The following is a 24,283-nucleotide window of genomic DNA, read 5'->3' as shown; positions in this document are numbered from 1 at the left end:
GGGCTGGTCATGCTCTCCCGTACTGCCGACAACCTCTACTGGCTGAGCCGCTATGTGGAACGCGCCGACTGCCTCGCGCGCATCCTCGACGTGGCCCAGCGCTTGTCCCATACGCCGGTGACCTACGGCGGCTCCACCAATGAGTGGAGTTCGGCCGTGCTGACCGCCGGCTGCACGGACGGCTTCATTGCCCGCCATGGACCGCTGGAGAATGCGACCGAGGAGAATGTAGTCTCCTTCCTCGCCTTCGATCCCGCCAATCCCTCGTCCATCCGCAATTCCTTCGAGGTCGCCCGCACCAATGCGCGCTCGGTGCGCACCGCGCTGACCTCCGAGATGTGGGACGTGATCAATTCGGCCTGGATCGAGCTGCGGGCCTTCCCCGACAAGGCGATGACCAGGGAAGAGTTGGCGCGTTTCCTCGCCTTCGTGAAGGAGACGTCCCTGCGCTTCGACGGCGCCACCTTCCGCACCATGCTGCGCAACGACGCCTACTGGTTCTCCCGTGTCGGCGCCCATGTGGAGCGGGCGGACAACACCGCGCGCATCCTCGACGTGAAGTACCACGTGCTGCTGCCCGAGAAGGAGCACGTCGGCGGGCCGCTCGATTACTTCCAGTGGGCCTCGATCCTGCGCTCTGTCTCGGCGCTGACCGCCTTCCACTGGGTCTATCGCGACAGCGTGAAGCCGTGGCTGGTGGCGGATCTGCTGATCCTGAACCGCCAGATGCCGCGCTCGCTCGCCGCCTGCTACGACAACCTGTCACGCAGCCTCGACGACATCGCCGGCGCCTATGGCCGGCAGGGCCCGGCCCAGCGCCTCGCCCGTGCTACGCTCGCCAAGCTGTCAAACCATTCCATCGAGGACATCTTTCAGGCGGGACTGCACGAATTCATCAGCGATTTCATCGTCGACAACTATAAACTGGGCAACGAGATCACCGAGCAGTACCTGACCTGACGGGCCGGATCTCCGGCCAGGGGCATGGGATACCCGCCGGATACAGAGGTCTTGGGATTCGGACCGCACGAAAGGCGCGGCCGGAGCGAGGGGGAGCAGGAATGCGGGTGCGCGTGCGCCATGAGATCACGCATCGGTTCGAGCCGGCAGCCCGGCAGGCCATTGCCACGTTGCGGCTGACGCCGCGCAGCCATGTGGGCCAGCACATCCTGCGATGGACGCTCGATGTCACGCCGGACGCCCGGCTGATGGCGGAGGAGGATGCCTTCGGCAATCTGGTCCATAGCTTTTCCGCCGAAGGCACGGTGGAGGCCATGACGGTGGTCGCCGAGGGGGAGGTGGACGCGCAGGACACCACGGGCATCGTTGCCGGCAGCGCCGAGCGCTTTCCGCCGTCCCTGTTCCTGCGCCAGACCATGCTCACCGAGCCGGACGAGGCCATCCACGCGCTGGCGGCGGAGATCGCCGCCGAGGCGAAGGAGCCGCTGGCGCGGCTGCATGCTCTCATGGTGGGCCTGCACGAGCGCTTCCCCGAGGCCGCCGCCGACGCGGAGACCACCGCCCTTCCCGCCGCCAAGGTGCTGGCGGCCGGGACCGGCACCTCGGCGGAGCTGAGCCACCTATTCCTGAGCGCGGCCCGCGCCCTGCGCATCCCGGCGCGGCAGGTCTCCGGCTATGCGGCGCAGGACGATGCCTCCGCGGCCTACCGCGAATGGGCGGAAGCCCATGTGCCCGGCATCGGCTGGGTCGGCTTCGACTGCGGCGCCAACCTCTGCCCGACGGAATCCTATGTGCGCCTCGCCGCCGGGCTCGATTCCCACGGCGTCGCGCCCATGCTCTCCACCGGCATCAGCGCGCAGAACAAGGCGGTGGCCTGCGACGCCTTGCAGAAGGCACGCCCGGCTTCGCCCGCCAAGCAAAGCCAGAAACAGCGCCAGCAATAGCCCGGCAACGGCAGCATGATCCGGCGCGGCGCGGGCGCACCTTGACCCGCCCGCCCGCGCCTGCGATGCGCATCTCCCGATGCGGGCGCCGCAGTCCGGCCGGCCGCTTTCCATGACAAGAGCAAGGGACGTGGCCCGCTGGGACCGTCCCCGGAGGACAGACCATGAGCGAGACGCCCGCCTACGATCCCAACAACGTCTTTGCCAAGATCCTGCGTGGCGAGCTGCCGGCCCACAAGGTCTATGAGGACGACCGGGCGCTCGTCTTCCTCGACATCATGCCGCGCGCGCCGGGCCATGCCCTCGTCATCCCGAAGGCCCCCGCCCGCAACATCCTCGACATCGATCCCGAGGATCTCGCCTATGTGCACAAGGTGGCGCAGAAGGTGGCCAGAGCCGCCAAGGGCGTGTTCAAGGCCGACGGCATCACCCTCCAGCAGTTCAGCGAGGAAGCTGGCGGGCAGGTGGTCTTCCATTTGCACGTGCATGTGATCCCGCGCGTCGCCGGCGTCGCCATGAAGCCGCCCGCCAACGAAATGGAGAACAATGACGTGCTGGCCGACCACGCGGCCCGGCTCAAGGCCGCCCTCGCCGGCTGAGCCCCTACGGCCAGGCTTATGCTGCGCCGCACGGAAGGGGCCTTCCCACCGTGGGCCCTTGGCCGGTATGCTTAACAAGCCATTATGGTGCTTGACCGCGTGCGGGGGGATCTGACGCGGCGGCCGGAATGGACCGGCTCGTCGCGGATATCGTCTCCACGCCGGTGCGCATGGCCTTCGTGGAAGGCCTGTCCCGCGTGGCACTCCGGGAAGCGGGCGGCGCATGCCGCCGGCCCGCAGGTGTCGCGGTTCCGGCCAGAGGCCGGACCGACACGCCCGCAGAACGCCGCCGAGCCTGATCCCGTCAGACCCGTCTGATCGGTCCGTCAGTCTCAAGGATGCCGAAGGACTGTCTTCGATCCGGCTGCGGTGCAGGGCGGGCGAAGGCGCCTCCGGCAGGACGCGCATCGGTTCCCACGCCGAGCGACGTTAGGGCGCAGGCCTTTCCCCGGTCCGATCAAAGATCGCGCGGATCGGGCCCGGCAGCCTGCCGCACGAGCCACCTGCCGGCCGCTCCGCGGCCGCCTCCTCTTCCCGAAAGCGCTGCCTGGCGGCGTTTTCGCTCCTGACGGACCGACGCAACATGGATCTTGCCATCATCTCTCTGTGCGCCCGTCCCCTCGTTGCCAGCGCGGCGCGCGCGGGGCTATCGCCCCTCTCGCTGGACCTTTTCGCCAATCTCGACACCTGCGCGAAGGCGGCGCGCTGCGTGCGCGTGCACCGGGCCAACGGCCATGCCTTCGACGGTGATGACCTCATTGCCGCCCTCACCGGCCTTGCTCCCGCTGGCCTGCCCGTGGTGCTCGGCAGCGGGCTTGAGGACGATCCGGCCCTGATGGAACGGATCGCCGCGCGCAATCCCATCCTCGGCAATACGGCCGATACCGTGCGCGTGCTGAAGGATCCGCTCGCCCTCGCCGCTTTGTGCGGAGCGCTCTCGATTCCCTTCCCTGCTGTCACTATCGAGGCGCCCGACAGCGGCTTTGCGGCCGGGCCGGTGCTGGAGAAGAAGATCGGCGGGGCCGGCGGCGGGCATATCCGGCGTCGCGATTTCGGTGACCTCACGCCGCCTGCCCCCGGCCATTTCCTCCAGCGCGAGGTGGCGGGCGAGACCTATTCCATCCAGCTTCTGGCCAACGGCACGGAGGCCCTGTTCGTGGGTGCCTGCCGGCAGTGGCACTATCCCGACGATGTCCACCCCTTCCGCTATGGCGGCATGGTGGGCCCGGTCGCCCTGCCCACCGCCCATGCGGGGCGGATGATCGCGGCGGCGCTGACGGTGGCGCGCGCCTGCGGCCTTGTCGGCCTCGTCTCCATCGACGTGGTGGTGGGCCGCGAGGGCTGGTGGCTGGTGGAGGTCACGCCCCGCCTCAGCGCCATGCTGGACATTCTCGACACCGATCCTCTGCCGCCGCTCATGGGGCTGCATCTGGCCGCCTGCGGCGGAAAGCTGCCTTCCTCCCTCGCAGTCCCAGCGGAACATCGCGCCAGCGCCCTGCTTTATGCGGAAGAGGACGTGCTGATCCCGGACAGTGACTGGCCCGCAGCGGCCGTGGACCGGCCGGCGCCGGGCACCGCGGTCCGTGCCGGTGCCCATATCTGCGCCGTGCGGGCGGGTGGCCCCACCGCGGAAGCCGCAGAACGGGTGCTGGAGGACCGCGTGCACGAGGTGCGCGAATGGCTGGGTCTCGAACGGATCGCGCTCGCCGTCTGAACGCCGGCGGCCAGATCCGGCCTTATTACGGCAGGCCCCGTAGCTCTCCAGGCGCGCAAGGCCGCTTCGAAGCGGGGGAAGAGGATGCGGATCTTTGTCTGCGAGTTCCTCACGGGCGGCGGCATGCGGGCCGAGCCCCTGCCCGGCGAAGCGGTTGCCGAAGCGCTGCTGCTGCGGACGGTGCTCGTGCATGATCTGGAATCGGTGCCCGGCCTCTCCGTGACCGTCGCACAGGATGACCGCCTCGGCGCCGGGGACGGGATCATGGCCGCCGTGGGAGAAGGGGTCGATCCCCGCGCCGCCTGGCGCGCCCTGAGCGCAGACGCGGATCTGGTCTGGCCCCTGTCGCGGGATGCGAGCCGCACCGCCGCCCTCGTCGGTGCCTTCCGCGCGTGCGGGCGGCGGGTAATCGGCCATCGGGCGGAGGCACTCGAACTGCTCTCGGCCCCTGACCGCCTGACTGCCGCCCTGACCGCCGCGGGCATCCCGGCCGACCCCAATGCGCGGGGCGATGCCCTGTCGCTCTCGGTCCTCGCCCGCTCGGACGGGTTGGCGGTGCTGGCGCTCCACCATCGGCATCTCGCCGCCGACGGGCGGCTTGCGGCGATGACCATCGGTGCCGCGGCGGAGCGTTCCGGCCCCTTCGCCTCCCTCGCACTGTCGGTCGTCCGGGCCGTGCCGGGGCTGAGCGGCCTCTTCGACATCGATATCTGCCGGACGCCGGATGGCCCCTGCGTCACCGCGATCTCGCCCGGACTTGCCCTCAGCTATGTGGGGCTGCACAAGTCGCTTGGGGTCAATCCCGTGGCCTTCCTGCCGGATTTCATCCGCAACGGGCGCCCGCCCCAGATGCCCCATCTGCCGCAACCGGTTGCCATCGAGCTCAAATTGCGCGCATGACGGAAGGGACTGGCCGCCCACCGGCGGCCGCTGTCCCGTTGCGCGAGGCGTCCATGTCCGCTCCCGATCCCGAAGCCTTCCCGAGCCCCCAAGAGAGCAGCGCCCCGCAGGCCGCCCCCCGTCCCCGGCGCAACGACCGGCTGTTCCTGCGCGACCTGCCCTTCTTCGCCCGCCACGGCGTGCATCCCGAGGAGCAGGTGCTCGGCCAGCGCTTCATCGTGGATGCGGACTGGTGGCTCGACACCCGGCCCGCCGCCTGGGCCGACGATGCCCATCTCACCGTCTCCTATCAGGACGTTTACACCCACATCAAAGCGGTGGTGGAGGACGACACGGTGCGCCTGATCGAGACGCTCGCCGAGCGCATCGCCACCCGCCTCCTCGACCATTTCCCGCTCATCGAGCAGGTGCGGATCGCGGTGCGCAAGCCGGGAGCGCCCATCACCGGCGTGTTCGGGGATGTGGGCGTCGACATCACCCGCGGCCGTTGAGCCGCCCCACCGCCGCCACAGCCGCATTTTATGGCCGGGCGAGGCGTGACCTTCTGCCCGGCTTGGGCCATAAGGACGCCGTCCGAACGGTAAAAGGAGAGACGCGGTGAGCGAGGTGACCCTGCAGGCCTTCCTGGACGACTGGGCCGGTGCCGATCCGCTGCGGTGCGCCGTGGCCGCCACCGTGGAGCGTCTGGCCGAGGCCGGCGTCTCGATCGCCGAACTCGTGGCCCGTGGCCCCCTCGCCGAGGATTTCGGCAAGGTGCGCGGCGACGAGGCCAATGCCGGCGGCGACGCCCAGAAGGAACTGGACGTGATCGCCGAGGAAGAACTGGTGGACGCGCTCGGCCGCGCCCCGGTGGCCTTCCTCGCCTCCGAGGAGAGCGAGACGCCAATCCCGCTCGATCCGCACGGCCGCGTGGTGGTGGCGGTGGACCCGCTCGACGGCTCCTCCAACATCGACACCAACGTCTCCATCGGCACCATCTTCTCGATCCTGCCCTACGACCTGGAACAGCATCCGGACCCGGCCGCAGCGCTGCTCCAGCCCGGCTCGGCGCAGATCGCAGCCGGCTTCCTGGTCTATGGTCCGGCAACCATCCTTGTCTCCTCGCTCGGCCAGGGCACGCAGGTGTTCGTGTTCGACCACGACACCGCGACCTTCATCCTCGCCCGCGAGAAGGTGGAGATCCCCGCCGCGACCAAGGAATACGGCATCAACCAGTCGAACGTGCGCCACTGGGCCAAGGCCACGCAGCGCTATATCGACGACTGCCTCGCCGGCAAGGACGGCCCGCGTGGCAAGGACTTCAACATGCGCTGGGTGGGCTCGCTGGTGGCGGATGCCTTCCGCATCTTCACCCGCGGCGGCGTCTATCTCTATCCGGGCGACAGCCGGAAGGGCTATGCGGACGGCCGCCTGCGCCTGATCTATGAGGCGAACCCCATCGCCTTTGTGACCGAGCAGGCGGGCGGCGCGGCCACCGACGGCACCACCCGCATCCTCGACATCCAGCCCAAGCAGATCCACCAGCGCATCCCGCTGGTGTTCGGCTCGCGCGAGGAAGTCGCGCACATCGCCAGCTATTACTGAACGCGCAAAGCACACCCATATGCGGGAGGCCATGAGCCTCCCGCTGCTGTTTCTCGGAGCCCCATCATGACCGGTCCCCTCATCGCCCCCTCCATCCTCGCCTCGGACTTCTCCCGGCTGGGCGAGGAAGTGCGTGACGTGGCGGCGGCCGGGGCTGACTACATCCATCTCGACGTGATGGACGGCCATTTCGTGCCCAACATCACCTTCGGCCCGGACGTCATCAAGGCGCTGCGCCCGCACACCGACAAGGTGTTCGACGTGCACCTGATGATCTCCCCCGTGGAGCCGTATCTCGAGGCCTTCGCGGCGGCGGGCGCGGACATCATCACGGTGCAGGCGGAAGCCACCGACCATCTGGACCGCTGCCTTCAGGTGATCCGGGGCCTCGGCAAGAAGGCGGGCGTCGCGCTCAATCCGGCGACCCACGAGAGCGTCCTCACCTACCTGCTCGACAAGATCGACCTTGTCTGCGTGATGACGGTCAACCCCGGCTTCGGCGGGCAGGCCTTCATTCCCGACGTGCTGCCCAAGGTGGAGCGCATCCGCGACATGATCCGGGGCCGCGACATCCGCCTTGAGATCGACGGCGGCGTGAACCCCACCACCGGCGCGCTGTGCGCCAAGGCGGGCGCGGACGTGTTGGTGGCCGGTTCGGCCGTCTTCAAGGGCGGCATCGAAGGCTATCGGGCCAACATCGCCGCCATCCGCAGATCGGCCGCCAGCGCCCTCGGCCTCGTGGCCTGAGAGGGCGACAGGGGCGCACGGCCCGACGATCACTCATGCGGCGGGGCCACGCTCCTGCCGCCTTGACCTCCGCATTAAAAAAACGTTCGATCGTTTCCGATCTCCGGCAGAGCGCGCCAACGCTCCGGCCGGCTGTGCGCCAGCACAGGAACGATAAGCGCCCGCAAGCGGCGCCGGAGGACATGCCCATGCTGCCTGAGGCCGCGCGCTATGACGATCTCGTCCGAGCCTTCCGCTGGCGGATTCCCGAGCGCTTCAACATCGGCACCGCCTGCGTCGATGCCCATGCGGACGGATCGGGAAAGCCGGCGCTGCTGTTCGTGGAGGAAAGCGGCGCACTCGTCACCTACACGTTCGACGAACTGAAGCGCCTCACCAACCGCTTCGCCAATGTGCTCGCCGCCTGCGGACTGGAGCGGGGAGATCGGCTGGCTGTGTTCCTGCCGCAGGCGCCCGAGACGGCCATCGCGCATCTGGCGGCCTTCAAGGCGGGGCTGGTCTCGGTGCCGCTGTTCACCCTCTTTGGCGATGAGGCACTCTCCTTCCGGCTCGCCAATTCGGGCGCGAAGGCGCTGGTGACGGACCTTGCGGGCCTCGCCAAACTGGACCGTATCCGGCACGAGGTGCCCGACCTCACCCATGTGTTCGTCACCGGTCCGGATCAGGGCGACGGGCGGGCCATCTCCTTCGACGCCGCCATGGCCCGCGCATCGGACGCCTTCACCCCCTCCGACACAGGGCCGGACGATCCAGCCATCATCATCTTCACCTCGGGCACCACCGGAAATCCCAAGGGCGCTCTGCACGGCCACCGCATCCTGCTCGGGCATCTGCCGTGCATCGAATTCATCCACCAAGGGATGCCGCAGCCGGGTGACCTGCACTGGACGCCCGCGGACTGGGCGTGGATCGGCGGCCTTTTCGACGTGCTGTTTCCGACCCTCTATCTCGGCGTGCCCGTGCTCGCGCACCGGGCGAAGAAGTTCGATCCCGATGCGGCGATGGCGCTGATGGCGACGCACAAGGTGCGCAACGTCTTCCTGCCGCCCACCGCGCTCAAGCTGCTGCGGCAGGCGGACGTACGACACCCCGGCCTCGTCCTGCGCTCCCTGCTGACGGGTGGCGAGACACTGGGCGCGGAGCTCGGCGCCTTCGTGCAGGAGCGCCTGGGCGTCGAAGCGCGGGAGATCTACGGCCAGACCGAATGCAATCTGGTGGTCGGCTCCAACTCGAACTTCTTCGCGATCCGCCCCGGCGCCATGGGCAAGCCGATTCCCGGTCACGACGTACGCATCGTGGACGAGGACGGCGTGGAGGTGCCGACGGGCGAGCAGGGCCATATCGGCGTGCGCCGGGGCGACCCGGTGATGATGCTGGAATACTGGAACAACCCCGCGGCCACCGCCGACAAATACGCCGGCGACTTCCTCCTGACCGGCGACCTCGGCCGGCAGGACGAGGAGGGCTACCTCTGGTACATGAGCCGCTCGGACGATGTCATCACGTCCGCGGGCTACCGCATCGGGCCCGGCGAGATCGAGGACTGCATCCTGCGCCATCCGGCCGTCGCCATGGTGGGCGTCGTGGGCGTGCCGGACCCGGTCCGAACGGAAGCCATCAAGGCCTGGGTGGTGCTGAAACCGGGTCAACTCGGCTCAGACGCGCTGGCGGCGGAAATTCAGGACCATGTGCGCACCCGCCTTTCCGGGCACGAATATCCCCGCTACGTTTCCTTCACCGACGCGCTGCCCATGACGGCGACCGGCAAGATCCTGCGCCGCGAGCTGCGCCGCCTCGGTTGAGGAAACGCCATGACATCGACCCCGCCCCTCTCGCTGGACGCCGGCACCACCCGCCTCGCCATTGGCGACGGCATCGCCACCCTTACCTTCGACCGTCCCGCGGCACGCAACGCCATGACCTGGCGGATGTATGAGGAGCTTTACGCCGCCTGCCGCGAGATCTTGGCGCGCACCGACGAGATCAAGGTGGCCGTGCTGCGCGGCGCCGGCGGCAAGGCCTTCGTCGCCGGGACGGACATCGAGCAGTTCCGCGATTTTTCCGGGCAGGACGGCGTTGCCTACGAAGCGCGGGTGGAGACCTATGTGAGCGCGCTTGAGGCCCTGCCCATGCCGACCCTCGCGGTAGTCGAGGGCTGGGCGGTAGGCGGCGGCTTCATCCTTGCCAATTCCTGCGATCTCAGGATCGCCACGCCCGGCAGCCGGTTCGGTGCCCCTATTGCGCGGACGCTCGGCAACGGGCTTTCGGCCGGCAATCTGCGCCGCCTCACGTCGACACTGGGCGTCGGCCTCGTGAAGCGCATGCTCATGCTCGCCGAAATGCCGGCGGTGGAAACCTTGCCGCCCGGCTATGCGGAAATCGTCCCGCCCGAGGCGCTGGAGGCAAGGCTGGTCGAGGTCTGTACGCAGCTGAAGGGCCATGCCCCTCTCACCATGCAGACGGCCAAGGAAGCCCTGCGGCGTCTCGCCACCGAACTGCAGCCCTCGGACTCGGATCTGATCCGCAAGGTCTATGGCAGTGCCGACTTCAAGGAGGGCATCGCGTCCTTCCTCGAAAAGCGGCGGCCGGACTGGCGCGGCCGCTGACCGGCGGAATCATCCGCCGGTGAGGTTGCCCCCCTGAACCTCACCGGCAGGATGCGCCTGACCGGCGTCCAGACCATCACGCGGGAATGGTCCAATGGCCAGAAGCTAAGGGAGACGAAGCATATGAAGCAAGTGAATAAATCACTTGCTCACAAAGGTTAGGCCGGGGCCCGAAAGTGTTCCACCATGTGGAACATGGAGCGCGCTGCGGCGGTAAAAGAGACATCTCTCCCCTCGTTTTTCCACTGGACTTCAACAGCCGGCTTTGCCCACCCGCACGATCAACCTCCCGTGGGTCGCACCCGTTTCACGAATTACGCGTTATACAGGGTGTGGCGCACGGCCCTTTCGTGTTGCGCGCCCGAACCGACGCAAGGAGCAACGCATGAAGACCCAGGGTTCTGCTGTCTGGGAAGGCGGCATCAAGGACGGCAAGGGCGCCATCTCCACCAAGAGCGGCGCGCTCTCCGCCTACCCTTATGGCTTCGCCAGCCGCTTCGAGGGCAAGCCGGGGACCAATCCGGAGGAGCTCATCGGGGCCGCCCACGCCGGCTGTTTCACAATGGCCCTGTCGCTCATCCTCGGCGAGGCCGGCTTCACGGCGACGCACATGGAGACCACAGCCGAAGTCTCGCTCGAAAAGCAGTCGGACGGCTTCGCCATCACTGCCGTCCACCTGACGCTGCGGGCGACCATCCCCGGCGCGGACGCCGAAACCTTCCAGCAGCTCGCCGCCAAGGCCAAGGCCGGCTGCCCCGTCTCCAAGCTGCTCAAGGCCGACATCAGCCTCGACGCCGCGTTGGTCGCGTGAGCGCGGGCTGCGGGCGGTTCTCCGCTCGCGGCTCCGCTTCCGGCGGAGAGGTCAGGCGGTTGCGAGAAGATCGGCGAGGAAGAAGTTCACGGCCAGCGCCACGACGGGCGGCTGGTAGGCGTGCGGGCCGTTATATTCGATATAGGTCACGTCATAGCCGGCACGCTTCAGCAGGTCCGCATGCGCCCGGCCGCTGCGGTCGATGGGGATCTGCTCGTCATTGATGCCGTGCGAGATGAAGATCCGCGGCGCACCCTCCTGATGGTGCACCGACATGAAACCCGCCGACGACACGATGAGGTGGGTGACGAACTGCCCGTTGGTGAGGCCAAGCGAGAGCGTGTAGCTGCCGCCATCGGAATGGCCGGCGAAGGCGAGGTGCTCCGGGTCCAGGGTGAAACGGTCCGCCACTTCGGCGAGCGCAATGTCGAGCCTCTCCCGGTCCGGCCCGTTGCCGGCGATCACGATGTCCCAGGTGGGATAGAGGGATTGCGGCACCAGCAGCAGGAAGCCGTTGGCTTGGGCATGGGCCTCCAGCATGGGTAGGATCTTCTGCGCACTGCCGCCACCGCCATGGAACAGCACCACGAGAGGGGTCGGTCGGCTGGCATCGACACCCTCCGGCACCACGAGCACCGCGTCGCGCTGCTCGAAAAGCCCAAGGTCGTGCCGTCCCGGCGGGAGGGCCTCCTTGGTGGGCGGGCGATGGGTAAAATTGAGCCGTCCGGCGAGATTGGCATCCATAATACAACATTACGGAATGCCCGCCCCGGATCAAGGCGCGGTGCAACATGGCGGAACGAAGCCGTCCGCCTTCCGTTGAAGCCCCAAACACAGACAGGGAGGCTTCATGACCCGCGACCCGCGCACCCTTGACCAGAACCCGCTCGTGGTCGACCCGGCCAATGAGGATGCAGTCCTCAATGACCGCCCCTCGCCGGCCCGGCCGCCGTTGGAGGGGCCACTTGCGCCGAACGACGCCGAATATGAGGACAGCGCTCCGGACGATCGTCGCCCGCCGGACGTGCGCGTACCGCCCGATCAGAGCAGGCGCCCCTGAGGCGAAATGGGGGACCGGCAGCGCATCGCTTGCATTGCAGTTCGGTCCCCCAGAGCCCATCATCGGCGCCTGTCTGTTCCGCCACTGGCCGGAGACCGCGCACGCCGATGAATATCCGTTTCCTGGAAACCTTTGTGTGGGTCGCCCGGCTGCGGAGCTTCTCCAGCGCGGCGGACAAGCTGTGCACGACCCAGGCGGCTGTTTCCAACCGCATCGCGACCCTCGAACGCGATCTCGGCGTGCGGCTGTTCGAGCGTGACCTGCGCAATGTGAGCCTGACCCCGCAGGGCGAGCGGGCGCTGGCGCAGGCGGAAACCATCGTTCGCCTGACCGAAGAATTGCGGCTCGGGGTCAGCGAGGCCAGCAGCCTCCGCGGGCGCATCGCCATCGGCACCATCGATTCCATCGTCTATGCGTGGCTGCCCAAGCTGATCGAAGCCGTGAAGGCCACCTATCCGGACGTGGACATCGACCTCACGGTGGATAACAGCCTCACGGTCTCCCGCCTGCTGCTGGACCGGCAGGTGAATCTGGCGCTGATCGCCGGGCCCGTACTGGCGGCCGAGTGCAGCAATATCGACCTGTGCACCTATCAGTGCCACTGGTTTGCCGCGCCACACCTCGGCCTGCACGGGCGCCGCCTCTCGCTCGTGGACATCGTGGCGAACCCCATCTTCGCCTTCTCAAAGGGCTCGCAACCCCACCAGAACGTGCTGCGCCTGATGGAGTCCGCCGGCCTCGATGCAAACCTCAATCTGGTGCGCATCCTCAATTCCAACTCACTCGCCACCATCACCCGCCTCGCCCGCGACGGCATGGGCGTCGCCGTCCTGCCGACTGAGGTGGCCCGCGAGATGGTGGAACGGGGCGAACTGATGCAGCTCGACGTGGACGCGGACCTGCCGCCCCTGCACCTCCACGCCGTCTATCGCGAGGAGCCGGGCAGCACCCTGCCGGCATTGATCGCCCGGATGGCGGCGCAAGTGGCGAAGGCGGAAGACGCGGCCACGCTCACGCCATCGGCCAATGCGCGCCGCAACCAGATCCGCATTGCATCGCACACAAAATAGGCACGCGCCGCCCGTGCCGCTGTCATAAGCATTTCTTGTAAGCGCCGACAATTATTTCGCGTTTGTCGGACGTGGTTTGGTCTGGTCTGCTCCCGTCACCCAAGGCAGGAGACCTGACGTGAAGGTATCGCTGGTCCAGATGAACACGCAGGGGGACAAGGCCGCGAATCTCGCGACCGCCGCCTCCCTGATCGAAGCGGCTGTCGCCGCCGACAAGCCCGACCTCGTCGTGCTGCCGGAATATTACGCCTTCCTCGGCGACACGCCGGCGCAGGCGCAGGACGCCGCCGAGACCTTCCCGGATGGCGAGTCCTACCAGCTCATGAAGGGGCTCGCGAAAAAGCTGAAGGTCGCGATCCACGCCGGCAGCGTCGCCGAGCGCGAGGGCAATTCCTTCTACAACACCACCGTCGTCTTCGGCCCCGATGGCGAGGAACTGGCGCGCTACCGCAAGATCCACCTGTTCGACGTGGAGATCACCGGCGGCACCGTCTATCGCGAGAGCGACACCGTCTCGCGCGGCGAGGACGTGGTCACGTACGAGCTCGGCGGCAAGACGGTCGGCTGCGCCATCTGCTACGATATCCGCTTCCCCGAGCTGTTCCGCAAGCTGCGCGACAAGGGCGCGGACATCATCGTCCTGCCCGCCGCCTTCACGCTGATGACCGGCAAGGATCACTGGGAAATCCTCGCCCGCGCCCGCGCCATCGAGACCCAGACCTGGTTCCTCGCGGTCGGCCAGACCGGCCCGCACGCGGGCGGCAAGAAGTGGTGCTGGGGCCATTCCATGGTCATCGACCCGTGGGGCCACATCACCGCGCAGGCCTCCGACGGGGTGGGCTTCACCACCGGCCGTCTGGAGTTCGGCTACACCGAGAAGGTGCGGGCCAACGTCCCCGTCGCCAATCACCACGTTCTCGCCTGAGCGGAAGCGCACTTATGTTCATCGTCAATCCCATGCCCGCCCAGATCGCGCCCGAGCTCGTGACCGAGCTTGAGAAGTGCGAGGTGGCGACCATCGGCCATGTGCTGCATTCCGGCTTCGTGGACCGCGAGATCCGCGCCGTGCTGCCGGGCAAGCGCGTCGCCGGCACCGCCGTGACGCTGCGCATCCCGCACGCGGATTCCACGCTGCTGCACTATCTCACCGCTTATGTGCGCCCCGGCGACGTGGTGGTGATCGAGCGCTGCGGCGACGACAAGCACGCCTGCTGGGGCGGCGTCATCACCAACGCCATGAAGATGGCCGGCGTGAAGGCCGGCGTCATCGACGGCCCGGCCACCGATTTCTCCGAGATCGTGAAGGTGGACATGCCCATGTGGTGCCGTGGCCCCTCGCCCATCACCACCAAGCTTCTCGGCCTCGAAGGCGCGATGAACGTGCCGGTGAATGTGGGCGGCCAGACCATCGAGCCGGGCGACGCCGTGCTCTGCGACGAGAGCGGCGTGGTGGTGCTGAAGCCGGCGCAGGCGCCCGCCATCGCCGCCCGCGCCATCCAGATGCAGGAGAACGAGATCAAGCTGCTCGCCCGCCTCGCCGCCGGCGAGAAGCTGCCGGACATCACCGGCGCCCGCGCGATGGTGGAAGCCAAGCTCGCGCCCGCCACCTGAACATGAGGGCGGCTGAGCCAACACTCAGCCGCCCGGCCGTCACCATGAAACCGAGGCTGGACCACCGGCCCGTCCCACACCTTTTCCAGAGGGGATCCACATGACGACGTCTGCGAAGTTCGGGGCCGCTGCGGCGCTCGCCCTCGGTCTCTTCTCTCAGGCCGCCTGGGCCGAGAGCAACATCACCGTCATGGCCTATTCGGGCCTGTTCCAGGAGCGTTACACGAAGGCCGTGATCGAGCCCTTCATGAAGGCGCATCCGGATATCAAGGTCACCTATTTCCCCCTGCCCTCCTCCGCCGCCATGCTCGGCAACCTGCGTGCCCAGAAGGCCGCGCCGCAGACCGACGTCGCCATCATGGACGTCTCGGTCTCGAAGGCCGGCACCGACGAGGGCCTCTTCACCAAGATCGACGAGACCAACGCGCCCAACGTGAAGGATCTCTATCCCAACGCCCGCATTCCGGACGTGGCGGGCGTCGCGGTGACCTTCGACAACCTCGTCATGCTCTACAACACCGATCAGGTGAAGGAGCCGCCGAAGTCCTGGATGGCCATGGCGGACAAGGGCTATGCGGGCAAGGTGGTGATCCCCGGCATGCCCGACATCCAGGGCCTCTCGCTGGTCATCATCCTCAACAAGGCGAACGGCGGCACGGACTATCTGAAGGACGTGAGCAAGGGCATCGCGGCCATGGTCGAGATCGCCCCCAATGTCCAGACGTGGGAGCCCAAGCCCGAGGTCTATGCGCCCATCGTCACGGGGCAGGCCGCCGTCGGCGCCGGCTGGAACGCCCGCGCGCAGGTCAACAGCCAGACCTCCGGCGGCAAGCTCAAGGCCACGATCCCGCAGGAAGGCACGGTGTTCCAGATCAACACCATCAACCTCGTGGCCAACGGCCCCGGCGGCGATGCGGCCAAGACCTTCGTGAACTATGCCCTGAGCCCCGAGGCCCAGAAGGCCTTCACAGAGAGCATGTTCTACGCCCCCACCAACGCCAAGGCGGACATCTCGCCGGAAGCGCTCGACCGCACCGCCGTGAAGTTCATGGACAAGGTGATCCCGGTGGACTGGATCGCGCTTGCCAAGGTGCGTGACGCCATCGGCGAACAGTGGCGCCGCCGCGTGCTGCCCGCCAGCCGGTGAGGCGCATGGCCATGATCCGCACCTCGCCCGACGAGATCCAGCGCCAGACGCAGGGCGAGGGCTTCCTCTCCCTGCGCGGCCTCACCCGCCGCTACGGCACTTTCAATGCCGTGGACGACCTCAATCTCGACGTGGCCAAGGGCGAGTTGGTCGCCTTTCTCGGCCCCTCCGGCTGCGGCAAGACCACCTCGCTCCGGATGATCGCCGGCCTTGCTCCCTCCACCTCCGGCCATATCGTCGTGGACGGGCACGACATCACGGGCGTGCCGCCCTACCGGCGCGACATGGGGCTGGTGTTCCAGTCCTATGCCCTCTTCCCGCACATGGACGTGGCGAAGAACGTCGCCTTCGGCCTTGAGATGCGCAAGGTCTCGAAAGCCGAGGCGGCGGAGCGGGTGCGCGAGGCCATCGCCATGGTGCGCCTCACCGGCAAGGAGCACCACCGCCCCGCCCAGCTCTCCGGCGGCCAGCAGCAGCGCGTGGCGCTCGCCCGCGCGCTCGTCGTGCGGCCCTCCATCCTGCTGCTCGACGAACCGCTCTCCAACCTCGACGCCAAGCTGCGCGACGAGATGCGCAACGAGATCCGCGACATCCAGAAGCGGCTCGGCATCACCGCCATTTTCGTGACCCACGACCAGATGGAAGCCCTCACCATCTGCGACAAGGTGGCAGTGATGAACCACGGCCGTCTGGAGCAGCTCGGCACGCCTCACGAAATCTATGAACACCCGAAAACCGCCTTCGTGGCGGGCTTCGTGGGCCGCATCAATCGCCTGTCCGGCACCGCTGCGGGGGGTATCGCAGAGGTGGCGGGCGTGAAGGTCGCCGCGCCCGGCTTCAACGGCCCGGTTGAGGTCATGGTGCGTCCGCATCGCATCGTGCTTTCTCCCGGCGCCGCGCCGGCAAGCGGCGACCTTCACAGCCTCTCCGGCACCGTCACCCGGGCCACCTTCGCCGGCGACATCCTCGAATATGAGGTGGAGGCCGGCGGCACCCTGCTGAAGACGGAAGCCTCCACGCGCGGCGGCGAGCAGGTGCTGGCGCCGGGAACCCCCGTCACCCTGTCCTGGCGCCCGCAGGACACCTTCGTGTACGCCGCATCATGAGCACCCTCGCCGTTCCCGCCCCCCGCGCGGCGCGCCCCATGAGCCCGACCGCGGTTGCCATGCTGCTGCTCCTGCCCATCGCGCTCGTGAATGCGGTGGGGTTCCTATGGCCGGTGTTCAACCTGCTGCGCATGTCCTTCAAGGAATCGCAGGCGACCGGCGCGCTGGTGGAGACCTTTTCGCTCACCACCTGGTCCAGCGTGCTCGGCGACAGCTTCACGCTGGAGCTGATCGGCAACAGCATCGGCGTCAGCCTCTTCATCACGGTGCTGACGCTGCTGTGTTCCTACCCCATCGCGCTCTACCTGCACCGTTCGTCCGGCCTGTGGCGCACCATCCTTCTGGTGCTGGTCATTGCGCCACTGCTCACCTCCGCCGTTGTGCGCACCTATGGCTGGATCGCCATCCTGTCCTCGCAGGGGCTCATCGCCAATGTGATCGGCCTCGTCGGACTGACGCCGCCGCGCCTCATGTTCAACCTCACGGGCGTCATCATCGGGCTCACCGAAATCCTGATGCCCTACATGATCCTCGCCTTGCTCTCGGGCTTCGGCCGGCTCGACCCGCGCTGCGAGGAAGCAGCGCTCACGCTCGGCGCGACACCGCTGAAGACCTTCTGGCGCGTGGTGCTGCCGCTCACCGCGCCGGGCATGGCGCTGGGTTGCCTGCTCTGCTTCGTGCTCGCCATCTCCTCCTTCGTCACGCCGAAGCTGCTGGGCGGCGGGCGCGTGTTCCTGCTCGCCACCGAGATCTACGATCAGGCCATCGTGACCCTCAACTGGCCGGTTGCGGCGACGCTCTCCATGATCATCCTGGTGCTGTTCGGCGCAGCGCTGGCCCTTTACACCCGCGCCCTGCGGCGCATTGCCTGACGGAGACGGCACATGGATGAACGCCCCGTCTCCCCAGCGCTGAAGATCGCCGCCGGCGTGATGTTCCTCTTCCTGCTGGCGCCGATCCTTATCATCGTGCCCATGTCCCTGAGCGGGGACGCCTACCTCAACTTCCCGCCGTCGAGCTGGAGCCTGAAGTGGTACGGCGCCATCTTCTCCGACAGCAAGATGACCGCCGCCTTCTCGGTGAGCCTCCTGCTGGCGGTGGTGGTGACGGTCATCTCCCTGCTGGTCGGGCTGCCCGCGGCCTATGCGCTGGTGCGGCTCAAGCCGCCGGGCGCCGAGGCGCTGGGCGGCCTGTTCACCGCCCCGCTGCTGCTGCCGACCATCGTGCTCGGTCTCGCCATCCTGCTGGTGTTCGCCCCGCTCGGCCTGCTCGGCACCTTCCAGGGGCTCGTGGTGGCGCATCTCATCGTCACCCTGCCCTATGCCATCCGCGTGCTCTCCACCGCGCTCGCCACGCTGCCGATCCCGGTGGAGGAGGCCGCCTCCACGCTCGGTGCGCCGCCGCTCACCGTCTTCTTCCGCGTCACCCTGCCGATGATGCGGTCGGGCATGGTGTCCACCGCCGCCCTCTGCTTCCTCGTCTCCTTCGACGAGGTGGTGCTCTCGCTCTTCATGACCGGCCCGCGCATCTCCACGCTTCCGGTCGCCATGTATCGCCATGTGGAACAGCAAGCCGATCCTTTGGTCGCCGCCATCTCCGTCCTCCTGGTGGTGCTCACCCTTGCCGTCGTCATCGTGGTGGACCGCACCGCCGGACTTGCGAAGACCTTTGTGAAGTGACCGGACGGGCCTTGCGCCCGCCCGGCCCCAAGTTCGCGGGATCCGCCCGCACCTGACCTTGCCAGACCCGTCCGCCCCAACCTGCGCCCTGCGCGGGAACGGGGGAACTCACCCTTTCGCCCGGAGATCGCTCATGTCCCAGTCGCTCGCCCAGTTCGCCTTCTGGCTCTCCTCGCCCTCTTTCCCGCACATCGAGATTGCGCGGGGCGCGGGCTTCACGGCGGTGGTGCTCGACATCGAGCACGGCACCTTCAATCTCGATGACCTCGACCGGGTGATCCCCTTCTGCCGGGCGCTCGGCATCAAGGTCTATGCCAAGGTGCTCGGCCCGCTCACCGAGCCGATCCAGCAGGCGCTCGATTTCGGGGCGGACGCCATCATCATCCCGCACATCGGCGCGCTCGATCATGCGAAGGCCGTGACGGCGGCCACCAAATATCCCCCGCTTGGCGTGCGCTCCTATGCGGGTGGCCGCACCATGGGCTACGGCCCGGTGGACGACAGCTTCAGCGCCAATGAGAACGCCCGCACCAAGTGCTGGCCGATGATCGAGAGCCGCGAAGCCCTCAATGACGTGGAGGCCATCGCCGCTCTGCCCACCGTGGACGGCCTCTTCGCCGGCCCCACCGACCTGTCCATGGCCGCCGGCAACCCGCGCTACAGCTTCAGCGAAAGCGACAAGAACGACATCGCCCGCATCGGCGCCGCCGCCCGCGCCGCTGGCAAGCCCTGGGTGCTGCCCGCCTGGACGGCGCCCGAGCGCGCCTTCGGCAAGCTGCACCGCGCCGACATCACGGTTGTGGGCGCGCAATACGCCCTCATCCGCTCCGCCTTCCACGGCCTCGTGGACAGCCTCGGCTCCGAAGGCCTCCTGTGATCCTCATCCGGAACGTGTCATGACCTCCCAGGCCCCCATCCGCATCGCCGTCGACATCGGCGGCACCTTCACCGACATCGAGATTCTCGACGCCTCGACGGGTGAGATCCACCAGATGAAGACGCCGAGCACGCCCTCGGATCCGTCCATCGGTCTCCTCACCGGCATCAAGGAAGCGAGTGCCCGCTTCGGCTTTTCGCTGGATCAGGTGCAGTACCTGCTGCACGGCACCACCATCGCCACCAACGCGGTGCTGGAGCGCAAGCTGCCTCTCGGCGCAGTGGTGACGACGGCCGGCTTCGAGGACGTGATGCAGATCGGCCGGCACGGCCGCACCGACGTCTATGCCATCACCGCCTCGCCCCCGGCGCCGCTGGTGAAGCGCCGCCTGTGCTTCGGCGTCTCCGAGCGCATCGGCGCGGACGGGCGCGTGCTGAAGCCGCTGGACGACCGCTCCGTCGCCTTCCTCGCCGGCAAGCTGCGCGAGGCGGAGGTGAAGTCGGTCGCCATCTGCTTCCTGCACGCTTATGCCAACCCGGCCCATGAGCGCCGGGCCGGAGAAATCCTGCGCGAACTGCTGCCGGGCGTCGCCATCACCCTCTCCAGCGATATTTCGCCGGAGCTGCGGGAATATGAGCGCATGTCCACCACCGTGCTCAACGCCATGCTGGTGCCCGTGGTGCAGACCTATACGGACCGCCTCGCGGGCAAACTCAAGGAAGAGGTGCCCTCCACGCAGGTCTATCTCGTGCAGTCGAACGGCGGCGTCTCCGGCCTCGCCAAGGCCGGGCGCGAGCCCGCCCGGCTGCTGCTCTCCGGCCCCTCGGGCGGGGCGGCGGCGGCCAAGCGCCTCGCGGCCGACCTCGACGAGCCGAACCTCGTCGCGGTGGACATGGGCGGCACCAGCTTCGACGTCTCCGTGGTGCATGAAGGGGCCGTCGCCATGGTCAATGAGGGCGAGGTGGATGGCCTGCCCGTCCGCCTGCCCATGATCGAGATGCGCACCATCGGCGCGGGCGGCGGCTCCATCGCCTGGGTGGATGACGGCGGACGCCTGCGCATCGGTCCGCACAGCGCAGGCGCCGAACCCGGCCCGGCCTGCTACGGGCGCGGCGGCCAGCAGCTCACCGTGACGGATGCCAACCTGTTGCTGGGCCGGCTGGACGGCTCCAGCTTCATGGGCGGCAAGATGGGCCTCGACCGGGACGCCGCCGCCAAGGCCGCCGAGGCGGTTTCCGCCAAGCTCGGCCTCTCGCCGGAGGAGACGGCGGCAGGCGTCATCGCCGTCACCAATTCGAGCCTGGCCACCGCCACCCGCCTCTCGCTGTTCGAGAAGGGCATGGACCCGGAGGACTTCGCCCTCCTGTCCTTCGGCGGCGCCGGCGGCGTGCACGCCTGCGAGGTGGCCGAGGAACTCGGGATGCGCAAGGTGATCTTCCCCGCCCACGCCTCCACGCTGTCCGCCTGGGGCATCCTGTGGTCGGACATCACCCACGACCTCTCCGCCACGCAGATCGGCTTGTTCTCCGATCTCGCCCCCTCCATGGCCCAGAAGGCGCAGGCGCTCGCCGCCGAAGCCAACCGCCTCCTGGCGGAAGACGGCGTGCGACCGGAGAACTGCGGCTTCGAATGGGCGGTGGACCTGCGCTATGCGGGCCAGGCCTTCGACCTGCGCGTGCCGCTGGACACGGCGGATTTCTCGCCCCGTGGTGTCGCGGCGGCGACGAGCGCCTTCCACGCCATCCACAAGCAGCGCTTCTCCTATGACGAGCCCGCCGTACCGGTGGAGATCGTGGCCCTGCGCCTCACCGCCATCGGCCGCCTCGCCAAGCCGACCCCGGCGCCCGCCTCGGCCGGTACGGTCTCCGGTTCGAAGACCCGCCCCGTCTATGGGCGCGGCGGCTTTGTCGAGACCAAGGTTTGGGCGCGCGAGGCCATCGGCCCCGAGGGCGTGCCCGGCCCGGCCGTGGTGGAGGAGACCTACACGGCCACTTATGTGCCTGCCGGCTGGACCATCCGCGCCCATGCCACGGGCGCGCTCATCGCCGAGCGCGCGGCCACCCACTGATCGCCTCCAAGGACAAGAGCCATGAGCCCCATCGATCCCGTCCGCCTCGAGGTGATCCGCAATGCGCTGGTCGCCGCCGCCGAGGAAATGAGCATCACCATCTGGCGCACCAGCCGCTCCACGGTCGTACGCGAGATCCTCGATTTCTCCACCGCCGTCTTTGATGCGCAGGGGCGCAACATCGCCCAGTCGGCGCGCATTCCGGTGCACCTCAACTCCATGTCGGACTGCCTGAAGACCATTCTGGAGCAGTACATTCCGCTGGAGAGCTGGAACGAGGGCGACGTCATCGTCACCAACGATCCCTATGCCGGCGGCCAGCATTTGCCGGACATCCAGACCTTCCGGCCGGTGTTCGTGGATGGCGAGCGCGTCGGCATCGTCGGCACCCTCTGCCACCATGTGGATGTGGGCGGGGGAGCTGCCGGCTCCTATTATGCGGCGGCCACCGAGATCTTCCACGAAGGCATCCGCATTCCCCCACTGCGCCTCGTGGACAAGGGCACGCTCAACACCGGCGTGTTCGAGATGCTGCTCTACAACGTGCGCCAGCCGGATGAGACGCGCGGCGACCTCAACGCCCAGATCGCCGCGCTCGGCATCGGCGCGCGGGCAGTGGCGCGCATCGCGAAGAAGTATGGCAGCGCCAACCTCTCCGCCGCCATGTCCGCCATCCTCGACGGCTCCGAGCGCATGATGCGCGCGGCCATCGCCGCTTTGCCGGACGGCACCGCCTCCTTCGTGGAGACGGTGGATGACGACGGCCAGTCGGACACGCCCATCCGCCTTGAGATCACCATCACCAAGAAGGGCGACACCATCGCGCTCGACTTCGCCGGCTCCAGCCCGCAGGTGCGTGGCCCGGTGAACAACACGCCGGCCATGACCTGCTCGGCGGTCTATTACGCCCTGCTGGCGGCACTGGGCTCGGACATTCCGGCCAATTCCGGCTGCTACCGGCCCGTGAGCGTGAATCTGCCCAAAGGCAGCGTCGTGAACGCCCAGTTCCCCGCCCCCGTCGTCGGCCGCATGGTGGTGAACCACCGCATCGCCACCTGCGTCTTCGGCGCGCTGGCCCAGATCGCGCCGGAGCGCATTCCAGCGGCCTATTACGCCATCTCCTATGTCTATGCGGTCTCGCTGGTGCAGCCGAACGCCAAGCGCCAGGTCTATTTCGACATCGAGGTGGGCGGCTGGGGCGGCCATGCGGGCGGTGATGGCGCGAGCGCCCTCTCCTGCGGCCTCCACAACAACACCAATGCCCCCATCGAGATGGTGGAAGCCAAATACCCCGTGGTGTTCACCCGCTACGGCCTGCTGCCGGATTCAGGCGGCGCCGGCACCCATCGCGGCGGCCTCGGCCTCGTGCGCGAGTTCCGGCTGGAGGCGGCGGAAGGCTCCCTCTCCACCAATTTCGAGCGCTTCCGCTTCCCGCCCTATGGCATCAAGGGCGGCGAGCCGGGCTCGCTCTCTTCGACCACCGTCACCCATGCGGACGGCACCACCGCGAGCCTCAATTCCAAGGTCTCCGGCATTCCGCTCTCCGCCGGTGATCTCGTGACCATCAAGACGTCCGGCGGCGGCGGCTTCGGCGACCCGAAGGGCCGCGACCGGGCCAAGCTCGCCGAGGATCTGGCGGAAGGCCTCGTGACGCCCGAGGCGGCCCGCACCCTCTATGGCGCGCCCGAGCTTGCCGCCGCGGCCGCCACCGTCAAGACCTGTGGCAGCAAGAGCCCTGCCCGCGCTAAGACCGGGGTCGCCGCATGAGCGCCCCGGCATCCGTCCCCATGGCCTCCCTCTCCCTTGCCGAGGTGGAGGCCCTCACCCGAGCCGCCTTACAGGCGAGCGGCGTCAGCCCGGCCAATGAGCCCTCCGTCACCGCCTCGGTCGTGGCGGCAGAGGCGGAAGGCGTGCACAGCCACGGCCTCGCCCGCCTGCCCACCTATTGCGCCCATGCCAAGGTGGGCAAGATCGACGGCAAGGCCACGCCCACCCTCTCCCGCCCGCGCCCCGGCCTGGTGCGCGTGGATGCCGCGGACGGCTTCGCCCATCCGGCCATCGACCTCGGCCTGCCGGCCCTTCTCGATGCCGCGCGAGCACAGGGCATCGCGGCGCTGGCGGTGACCAACTCCTACAATTGCGGCGTTGTCGGCTATCACGTGGAGCGCATCGCGAAGGCAGGCCTGATGGCGCTCGGCTTCGTGAATGCGCCCGCCTCCATCGCACCCGTGGGGGGCACGAAGCCGGTGTTCGGCACCAACCCGATCGCCTTCGCCGTGCCCCGCGCCGATGGCGAACCGCTGGTGCTGGATCAGTCCTCCAGCGTGGTGGCGAAAAGCGAGATCGTGGTCCACGACCAGCGGGGAGAAGCCATTCCCCTCGGCTGGGCCCTGGACAAGGCCGGCCAGCCCACCACGGACCCGAAGGCGGCGCTCGCCGGCGGAACCATGGTGCCCGCAGGCGGCTACAAGGGCGCGGGGCTTGCGCTCATCGTGGAGATGTTCGCGGCCTGGCTCACGGGCGCGCATCTCTCCATCGATGCCTCCTCCTTCGCGGACAATACGGGCGGCTCGCCGCGCACGGGCCAGATGTTCATCGCCGTCGATCCCGGCCCGCTCGCCGGGCCGAGCGCGGCGGCGCGGATGGCCCATCTGTTCGCCGCCATCACCGATCAGGAGGGTGCGCGCCTTCCCGGCGGGCGGCGCGCGGCGGCACGGGTGCGCACCGCGCGCGAGGGCGTGAAGATCCCTCAGGCGCTGCTGGACAAGCTGACGGCCATCGCCGGCTGATCCTATGCGGG

Annotated in this window: 24 protein-coding genes; 23 read left to right on the top strand and 1 reads right to left on the bottom strand. The window is 68.3% G+C overall.

Going from position 1 to position 24,283, the window contains the following annotated elements:
- Positions 1 to 9 precede the first annotated feature (9 nt).
- The 11 genes from AZC_RS09420 (at position 10) to AZC_RS09370 (ending at position 10,865) form a co-directional block, all read left to right on the top strand.
- Positions 10 to 960 carry an alpha-E domain-containing protein gene (locus tag AZC_RS09420; RefSeq protein ID WP_012170345.1) on the top strand — a complete coding sequence of 317 codons (951 nt, stop codon included), beginning with the start codon at positions 10 to 12 and terminating at the stop codon, positions 958 to 960.
- 101 nt (positions 961 to 1,061) lie between these two features.
- Entirely contained in the window at positions 1,062 to 1,904 is an 843-nt protein-coding gene (locus AZC_RS09415; protein WP_012170344.1) for a transglutaminase family protein, read from the top strand.
- A 164-nt stretch (positions 1,905 to 2,068) separates the two neighbouring features.
- Positions 2,069 to 2,503, top strand: coding sequence for an HIT family protein (locus AZC_RS09410; protein WP_012170343.1), 435 nt, complete (start codon positions 2,069 to 2,071; stop codon positions 2,501 to 2,503).
- Positions 2,504 to 3,086: 583 nt separating this feature from the next.
- Entirely contained in the window at positions 3,087 to 4,217 is a 1,131-nt protein-coding gene (locus AZC_RS09405) for an ATP-grasp domain-containing protein (RefSeq protein ID WP_012170342.1), read from the top strand.
- An 84-nt stretch (positions 4,218 to 4,301) separates the two neighbouring features.
- Positions 4,302 to 5,117, top strand: coding sequence for a hypothetical protein (locus tag AZC_RS09400; RefSeq protein ID WP_012170341.1), 816 nt, complete (start codon positions 4,302 to 4,304; stop codon positions 5,115 to 5,117).
- A 53-nt stretch (positions 5,118 to 5,170) separates the two neighbouring features.
- Positions 5,171 to 5,608: a dihydroneopterin aldolase gene (folB, locus tag AZC_RS09395; protein ID WP_081434118.1), complete on the top strand. Its 438-nt coding sequence runs from the start codon at positions 5,171 to 5,173 to the stop codon at positions 5,606 to 5,608.
- 106 nt (positions 5,609 to 5,714) lie between these two features.
- Complete coding sequence (locus AZC_RS09390; RefSeq protein ID WP_012170339.1) at positions 5,715 to 6,701, top strand: class 1 fructose-bisphosphatase; 987 nt, start codon at positions 5,715 to 5,717, stop codon at positions 6,699 to 6,701.
- A gap of 66 nt (positions 6,702 to 6,767) precedes the next feature.
- Positions 6,768 to 7,448, top strand: coding sequence for a ribulose-phosphate 3-epimerase (rpe, locus tag AZC_RS09385; protein ID WP_012170338.1), 681 nt, complete (start codon positions 6,768 to 6,770; stop codon positions 7,446 to 7,448).
- Positions 7,449 to 7,636: 188 nt separating this feature from the next.
- Positions 7,637 to 9,250 carry an acyl-CoA synthetase gene (locus AZC_RS09380; protein WP_012170337.1) on the top strand — a complete coding sequence of 538 codons (1,614 nt, stop codon included), beginning with the start codon at positions 7,637 to 7,639 and terminating at the stop codon, positions 9,248 to 9,250.
- A 9-nt stretch (positions 9,251 to 9,259) separates the two neighbouring features.
- The gene (locus AZC_RS09375; protein ID WP_012170336.1) at positions 9,260 to 10,054 is read left to right on the top strand and encodes an enoyl-CoA hydratase; all 795 of its coding nucleotides are present in this window, start codon (positions 9,260 to 9,262) and stop codon (positions 10,052 to 10,054) included.
- A 385-nt stretch (positions 10,055 to 10,439) separates the two neighbouring features.
- Positions 10,440 to 10,865, top strand: a complete 426-nt coding sequence (locus AZC_RS09370; RefSeq protein ID WP_043879140.1) for an OsmC family protein — start codon at positions 10,440 to 10,442, stop codon at positions 10,863 to 10,865.
- Between the two features lie 51 nt (positions 10,866 to 10,916).
- Here the strand turns inward: AZC_RS09370 and AZC_RS09365 are convergent, their stop codons facing one another.
- Positions 10,917 to 11,609, bottom strand: a complete 693-nt coding sequence (locus AZC_RS09365; protein ID WP_012170334.1) for an alpha/beta hydrolase — start codon at positions 11,607 to 11,609, stop codon at positions 10,917 to 10,919.
- A gap of 106 nt (positions 11,610 to 11,715) precedes the next feature.
- On the opposite strand from AZC_RS09365, the gene AZC_RS09360 reads away from it, so the two are divergent.
- The 12 genes from AZC_RS09360 (at position 11,716) to AZC_RS09305 (ending at position 24,272) form a co-directional block, all read left to right on the top strand.
- Entirely contained in the window at positions 11,716 to 11,925 is a 210-nt protein-coding gene (locus AZC_RS09360; RefSeq protein WP_043879139.1) for a hypothetical protein, read from the top strand.
- Positions 11,926 to 12,032: 107 nt separating this feature from the next.
- Positions 12,033 to 12,995: a LysR family transcriptional regulator gene (locus AZC_RS09355; protein WP_012170333.1), complete on the top strand. Its 963-nt coding sequence runs from the start codon at positions 12,033 to 12,035 to the stop codon at positions 12,993 to 12,995.
- A 118-nt stretch (positions 12,996 to 13,113) separates the two neighbouring features.
- Entirely contained in the window at positions 13,114 to 13,920 is an 807-nt protein-coding gene (locus tag AZC_RS09350; RefSeq protein ID WP_081433956.1) for a nitrilase-related carbon-nitrogen hydrolase, read from the top strand.
- Between the two features lie 14 nt (positions 13,921 to 13,934).
- The gene (locus tag AZC_RS09345; RefSeq protein ID WP_012170331.1) at positions 13,935 to 14,606 is read left to right on the top strand and encodes an RraA family protein; all 672 of its coding nucleotides are present in this window, start codon (positions 13,935 to 13,937) and stop codon (positions 14,604 to 14,606) included.
- A 100-nt stretch (positions 14,607 to 14,706) separates the two neighbouring features.
- The gene (locus tag AZC_RS09340) at positions 14,707 to 15,753 is read left to right on the top strand and encodes an ABC transporter substrate-binding protein (protein ID WP_012170330.1); all 1,047 of its coding nucleotides are present in this window, start codon (positions 14,707 to 14,709) and stop codon (positions 15,751 to 15,753) included.
- Between the two features lie 5 nt (positions 15,754 to 15,758).
- The gene (locus AZC_RS09335; protein WP_244421818.1) at positions 15,759 to 16,859 is read left to right on the top strand and encodes an ABC transporter ATP-binding protein; all 1,101 of its coding nucleotides are present in this window, start codon (positions 15,759 to 15,761) and stop codon (positions 16,857 to 16,859) included.
- The gene (locus AZC_RS09330; protein WP_043879138.1) at positions 16,853 to 17,731 is read left to right on the top strand and encodes an ABC transporter permease; all 879 of its coding nucleotides are present in this window, start codon (positions 16,853 to 16,855) and stop codon (positions 17,729 to 17,731) included. Before AZC_RS09335 ends, AZC_RS09330 begins: the two co-directional genes overlap by 7 nt.
- A 12-nt stretch (positions 17,732 to 17,743) precedes the next feature.
- Complete coding sequence (locus AZC_RS09325) at positions 17,744 to 18,538, top strand: ABC transporter permease (protein ID WP_012170327.1); 795 nt, start codon at positions 17,744 to 17,746, stop codon at positions 18,536 to 18,538.
- Between the two features lie 133 nt (positions 18,539 to 18,671).
- Entirely contained in the window at positions 18,672 to 19,415 is a 744-nt protein-coding gene (locus tag AZC_RS09320) for an HpcH/HpaI aldolase family protein (protein WP_043879137.1), read from the top strand.
- A 19-nt stretch (positions 19,416 to 19,434) separates the two neighbouring features.
- The gene (locus tag AZC_RS09315) at positions 19,435 to 21,483 is read left to right on the top strand and encodes a hydantoinase/oxoprolinase family protein (protein ID WP_012170325.1); all 2,049 of its coding nucleotides are present in this window, start codon (positions 19,435 to 19,437) and stop codon (positions 21,481 to 21,483) included.
- Between the two features lie 21 nt (positions 21,484 to 21,504).
- Positions 21,505 to 23,250, top strand: a complete 1,746-nt coding sequence (locus AZC_RS09310; protein WP_012170324.1) for a hydantoinase B/oxoprolinase family protein — start codon at positions 21,505 to 21,507, stop codon at positions 23,248 to 23,250.
- Positions 23,247 to 24,272 (top strand): Ldh family oxidoreductase, encoded by a 1,026-nt coding sequence (locus AZC_RS09305; RefSeq protein WP_012170323.1) that lies wholly within the window; start codon positions 23,247 to 23,249, stop codon positions 24,270 to 24,272. Before AZC_RS09310 ends, AZC_RS09305 begins: the two co-directional genes overlap by 4 nt.
- The last annotated feature ends 11 nt before the right edge of the window (positions 24,273 to 24,283 follow it).

The sequence above is a fragment of the Azorhizobium caulinodans ORS 571 genome (assembly GCF_000010525.1).
Taxonomy (GTDB): Bacteria; Pseudomonadota; Alphaproteobacteria; order Rhizobiales; family Xanthobacteraceae; genus Azorhizobium; species Azorhizobium caulinodans.
Note: the sequence above shows the minus strand (reverse complement) of the source record. Positions and strands in the feature narration are given on the sequence as shown.

Excerpts from the sequence above, each read along its gene's own strand:
- AZC_RS09420 (WP_012170345.1), top strand. The coding sequence starts at position 10 with ATGCTCTCCCGTACTGCCGACAACCTCTACTGGCTGAGCCGCTATGTG.
- AZC_RS09415 (WP_012170344.1), top strand. The coding sequence starts at position 1,062 with ATGCGGGTGCGCGTGCGCCATGAGATCACGCATCGGTTCGAGCCGGCA.
- AZC_RS09410 (WP_012170343.1), top strand. The coding sequence starts at position 2,069 with ATGAGCGAGACGCCCGCCTACGATCCCAACAACGTCTTTGCCAAGATC.
- AZC_RS09405 (WP_012170342.1), top strand. The coding sequence starts at position 3,087 with ATGGATCTTGCCATCATCTCTCTGTGCGCCCGTCCCCTCGTTGCCAGC.
- AZC_RS09400 (WP_012170341.1), top strand. The coding sequence starts at position 4,302 with ATGCGGATCTTTGTCTGCGAGTTCCTCACGGGCGGCGGCATGCGGGCC.
- folB (WP_081434118.1), top strand. The coding sequence starts at position 5,171 with ATGTCCGCTCCCGATCCCGAAGCCTTCCCGAGCCCCCAAGAGAGCAGC.
- rpe (WP_012170338.1), top strand. The coding sequence starts at position 6,768 with ATGACCGGTCCCCTCATCGCCCCCTCCATCCTCGCCTCGGACTTCTCC.
- AZC_RS09380 (WP_012170337.1), top strand. The coding sequence starts at position 7,637 with ATGCTGCCTGAGGCCGCGCGCTATGACGATCTCGTCCGAGCCTTCCGC.
- AZC_RS09375 (WP_012170336.1), top strand. The coding sequence starts at position 9,260 with ATGACATCGACCCCGCCCCTCTCGCTGGACGCCGGCACCACCCGCCTC.
- AZC_RS09370 (WP_043879140.1), top strand. The coding sequence starts at position 10,440 with ATGAAGACCCAGGGTTCTGCTGTCTGGGAAGGCGGCATCAAGGACGGC.
- AZC_RS09365 (WP_012170334.1), bottom strand. The coding sequence starts at position 11,609 with ATGGATGCCAATCTCGCCGGACGGCTCAATTTTACCCATCGCCCGCCC.
- AZC_RS09360 (WP_043879139.1), top strand. The coding sequence starts at position 11,716 with ATGACCCGCGACCCGCGCACCCTTGACCAGAACCCGCTCGTGGTCGAC.
- AZC_RS09355 (WP_012170333.1), top strand. The coding sequence starts at position 12,033 with ATGAATATCCGTTTCCTGGAAACCTTTGTGTGGGTCGCCCGGCTGCGG.
- AZC_RS09345 (WP_012170331.1), top strand. The coding sequence starts at position 13,935 with ATGTTCATCGTCAATCCCATGCCCGCCCAGATCGCGCCCGAGCTCGTG.
- AZC_RS09340 (WP_012170330.1), top strand. The coding sequence starts at position 14,707 with ATGACGACGTCTGCGAAGTTCGGGGCCGCTGCGGCGCTCGCCCTCGGT.
- AZC_RS09335 (WP_244421818.1), top strand. The coding sequence starts at position 15,759 with ATGGCCATGATCCGCACCTCGCCCGACGAGATCCAGCGCCAGACGCAG.
- AZC_RS09325 (WP_012170327.1), top strand. The coding sequence starts at position 17,744 with ATGGATGAACGCCCCGTCTCCCCAGCGCTGAAGATCGCCGCCGGCGTG.
- AZC_RS09320 (WP_043879137.1), top strand. The coding sequence starts at position 18,672 with ATGTCCCAGTCGCTCGCCCAGTTCGCCTTCTGGCTCTCCTCGCCCTCT.
- AZC_RS09315 (WP_012170325.1), top strand. The coding sequence starts at position 19,435 with ATGACCTCCCAGGCCCCCATCCGCATCGCCGTCGACATCGGCGGCACC.
- AZC_RS09310 (WP_012170324.1), top strand. The coding sequence starts at position 21,505 with ATGAGCCCCATCGATCCCGTCCGCCTCGAGGTGATCCGCAATGCGCTG.
- AZC_RS09305 (WP_012170323.1), top strand. The coding sequence starts at position 23,247 with ATGAGCGCCCCGGCATCCGTCCCCATGGCCTCCCTCTCCCTTGCCGAG.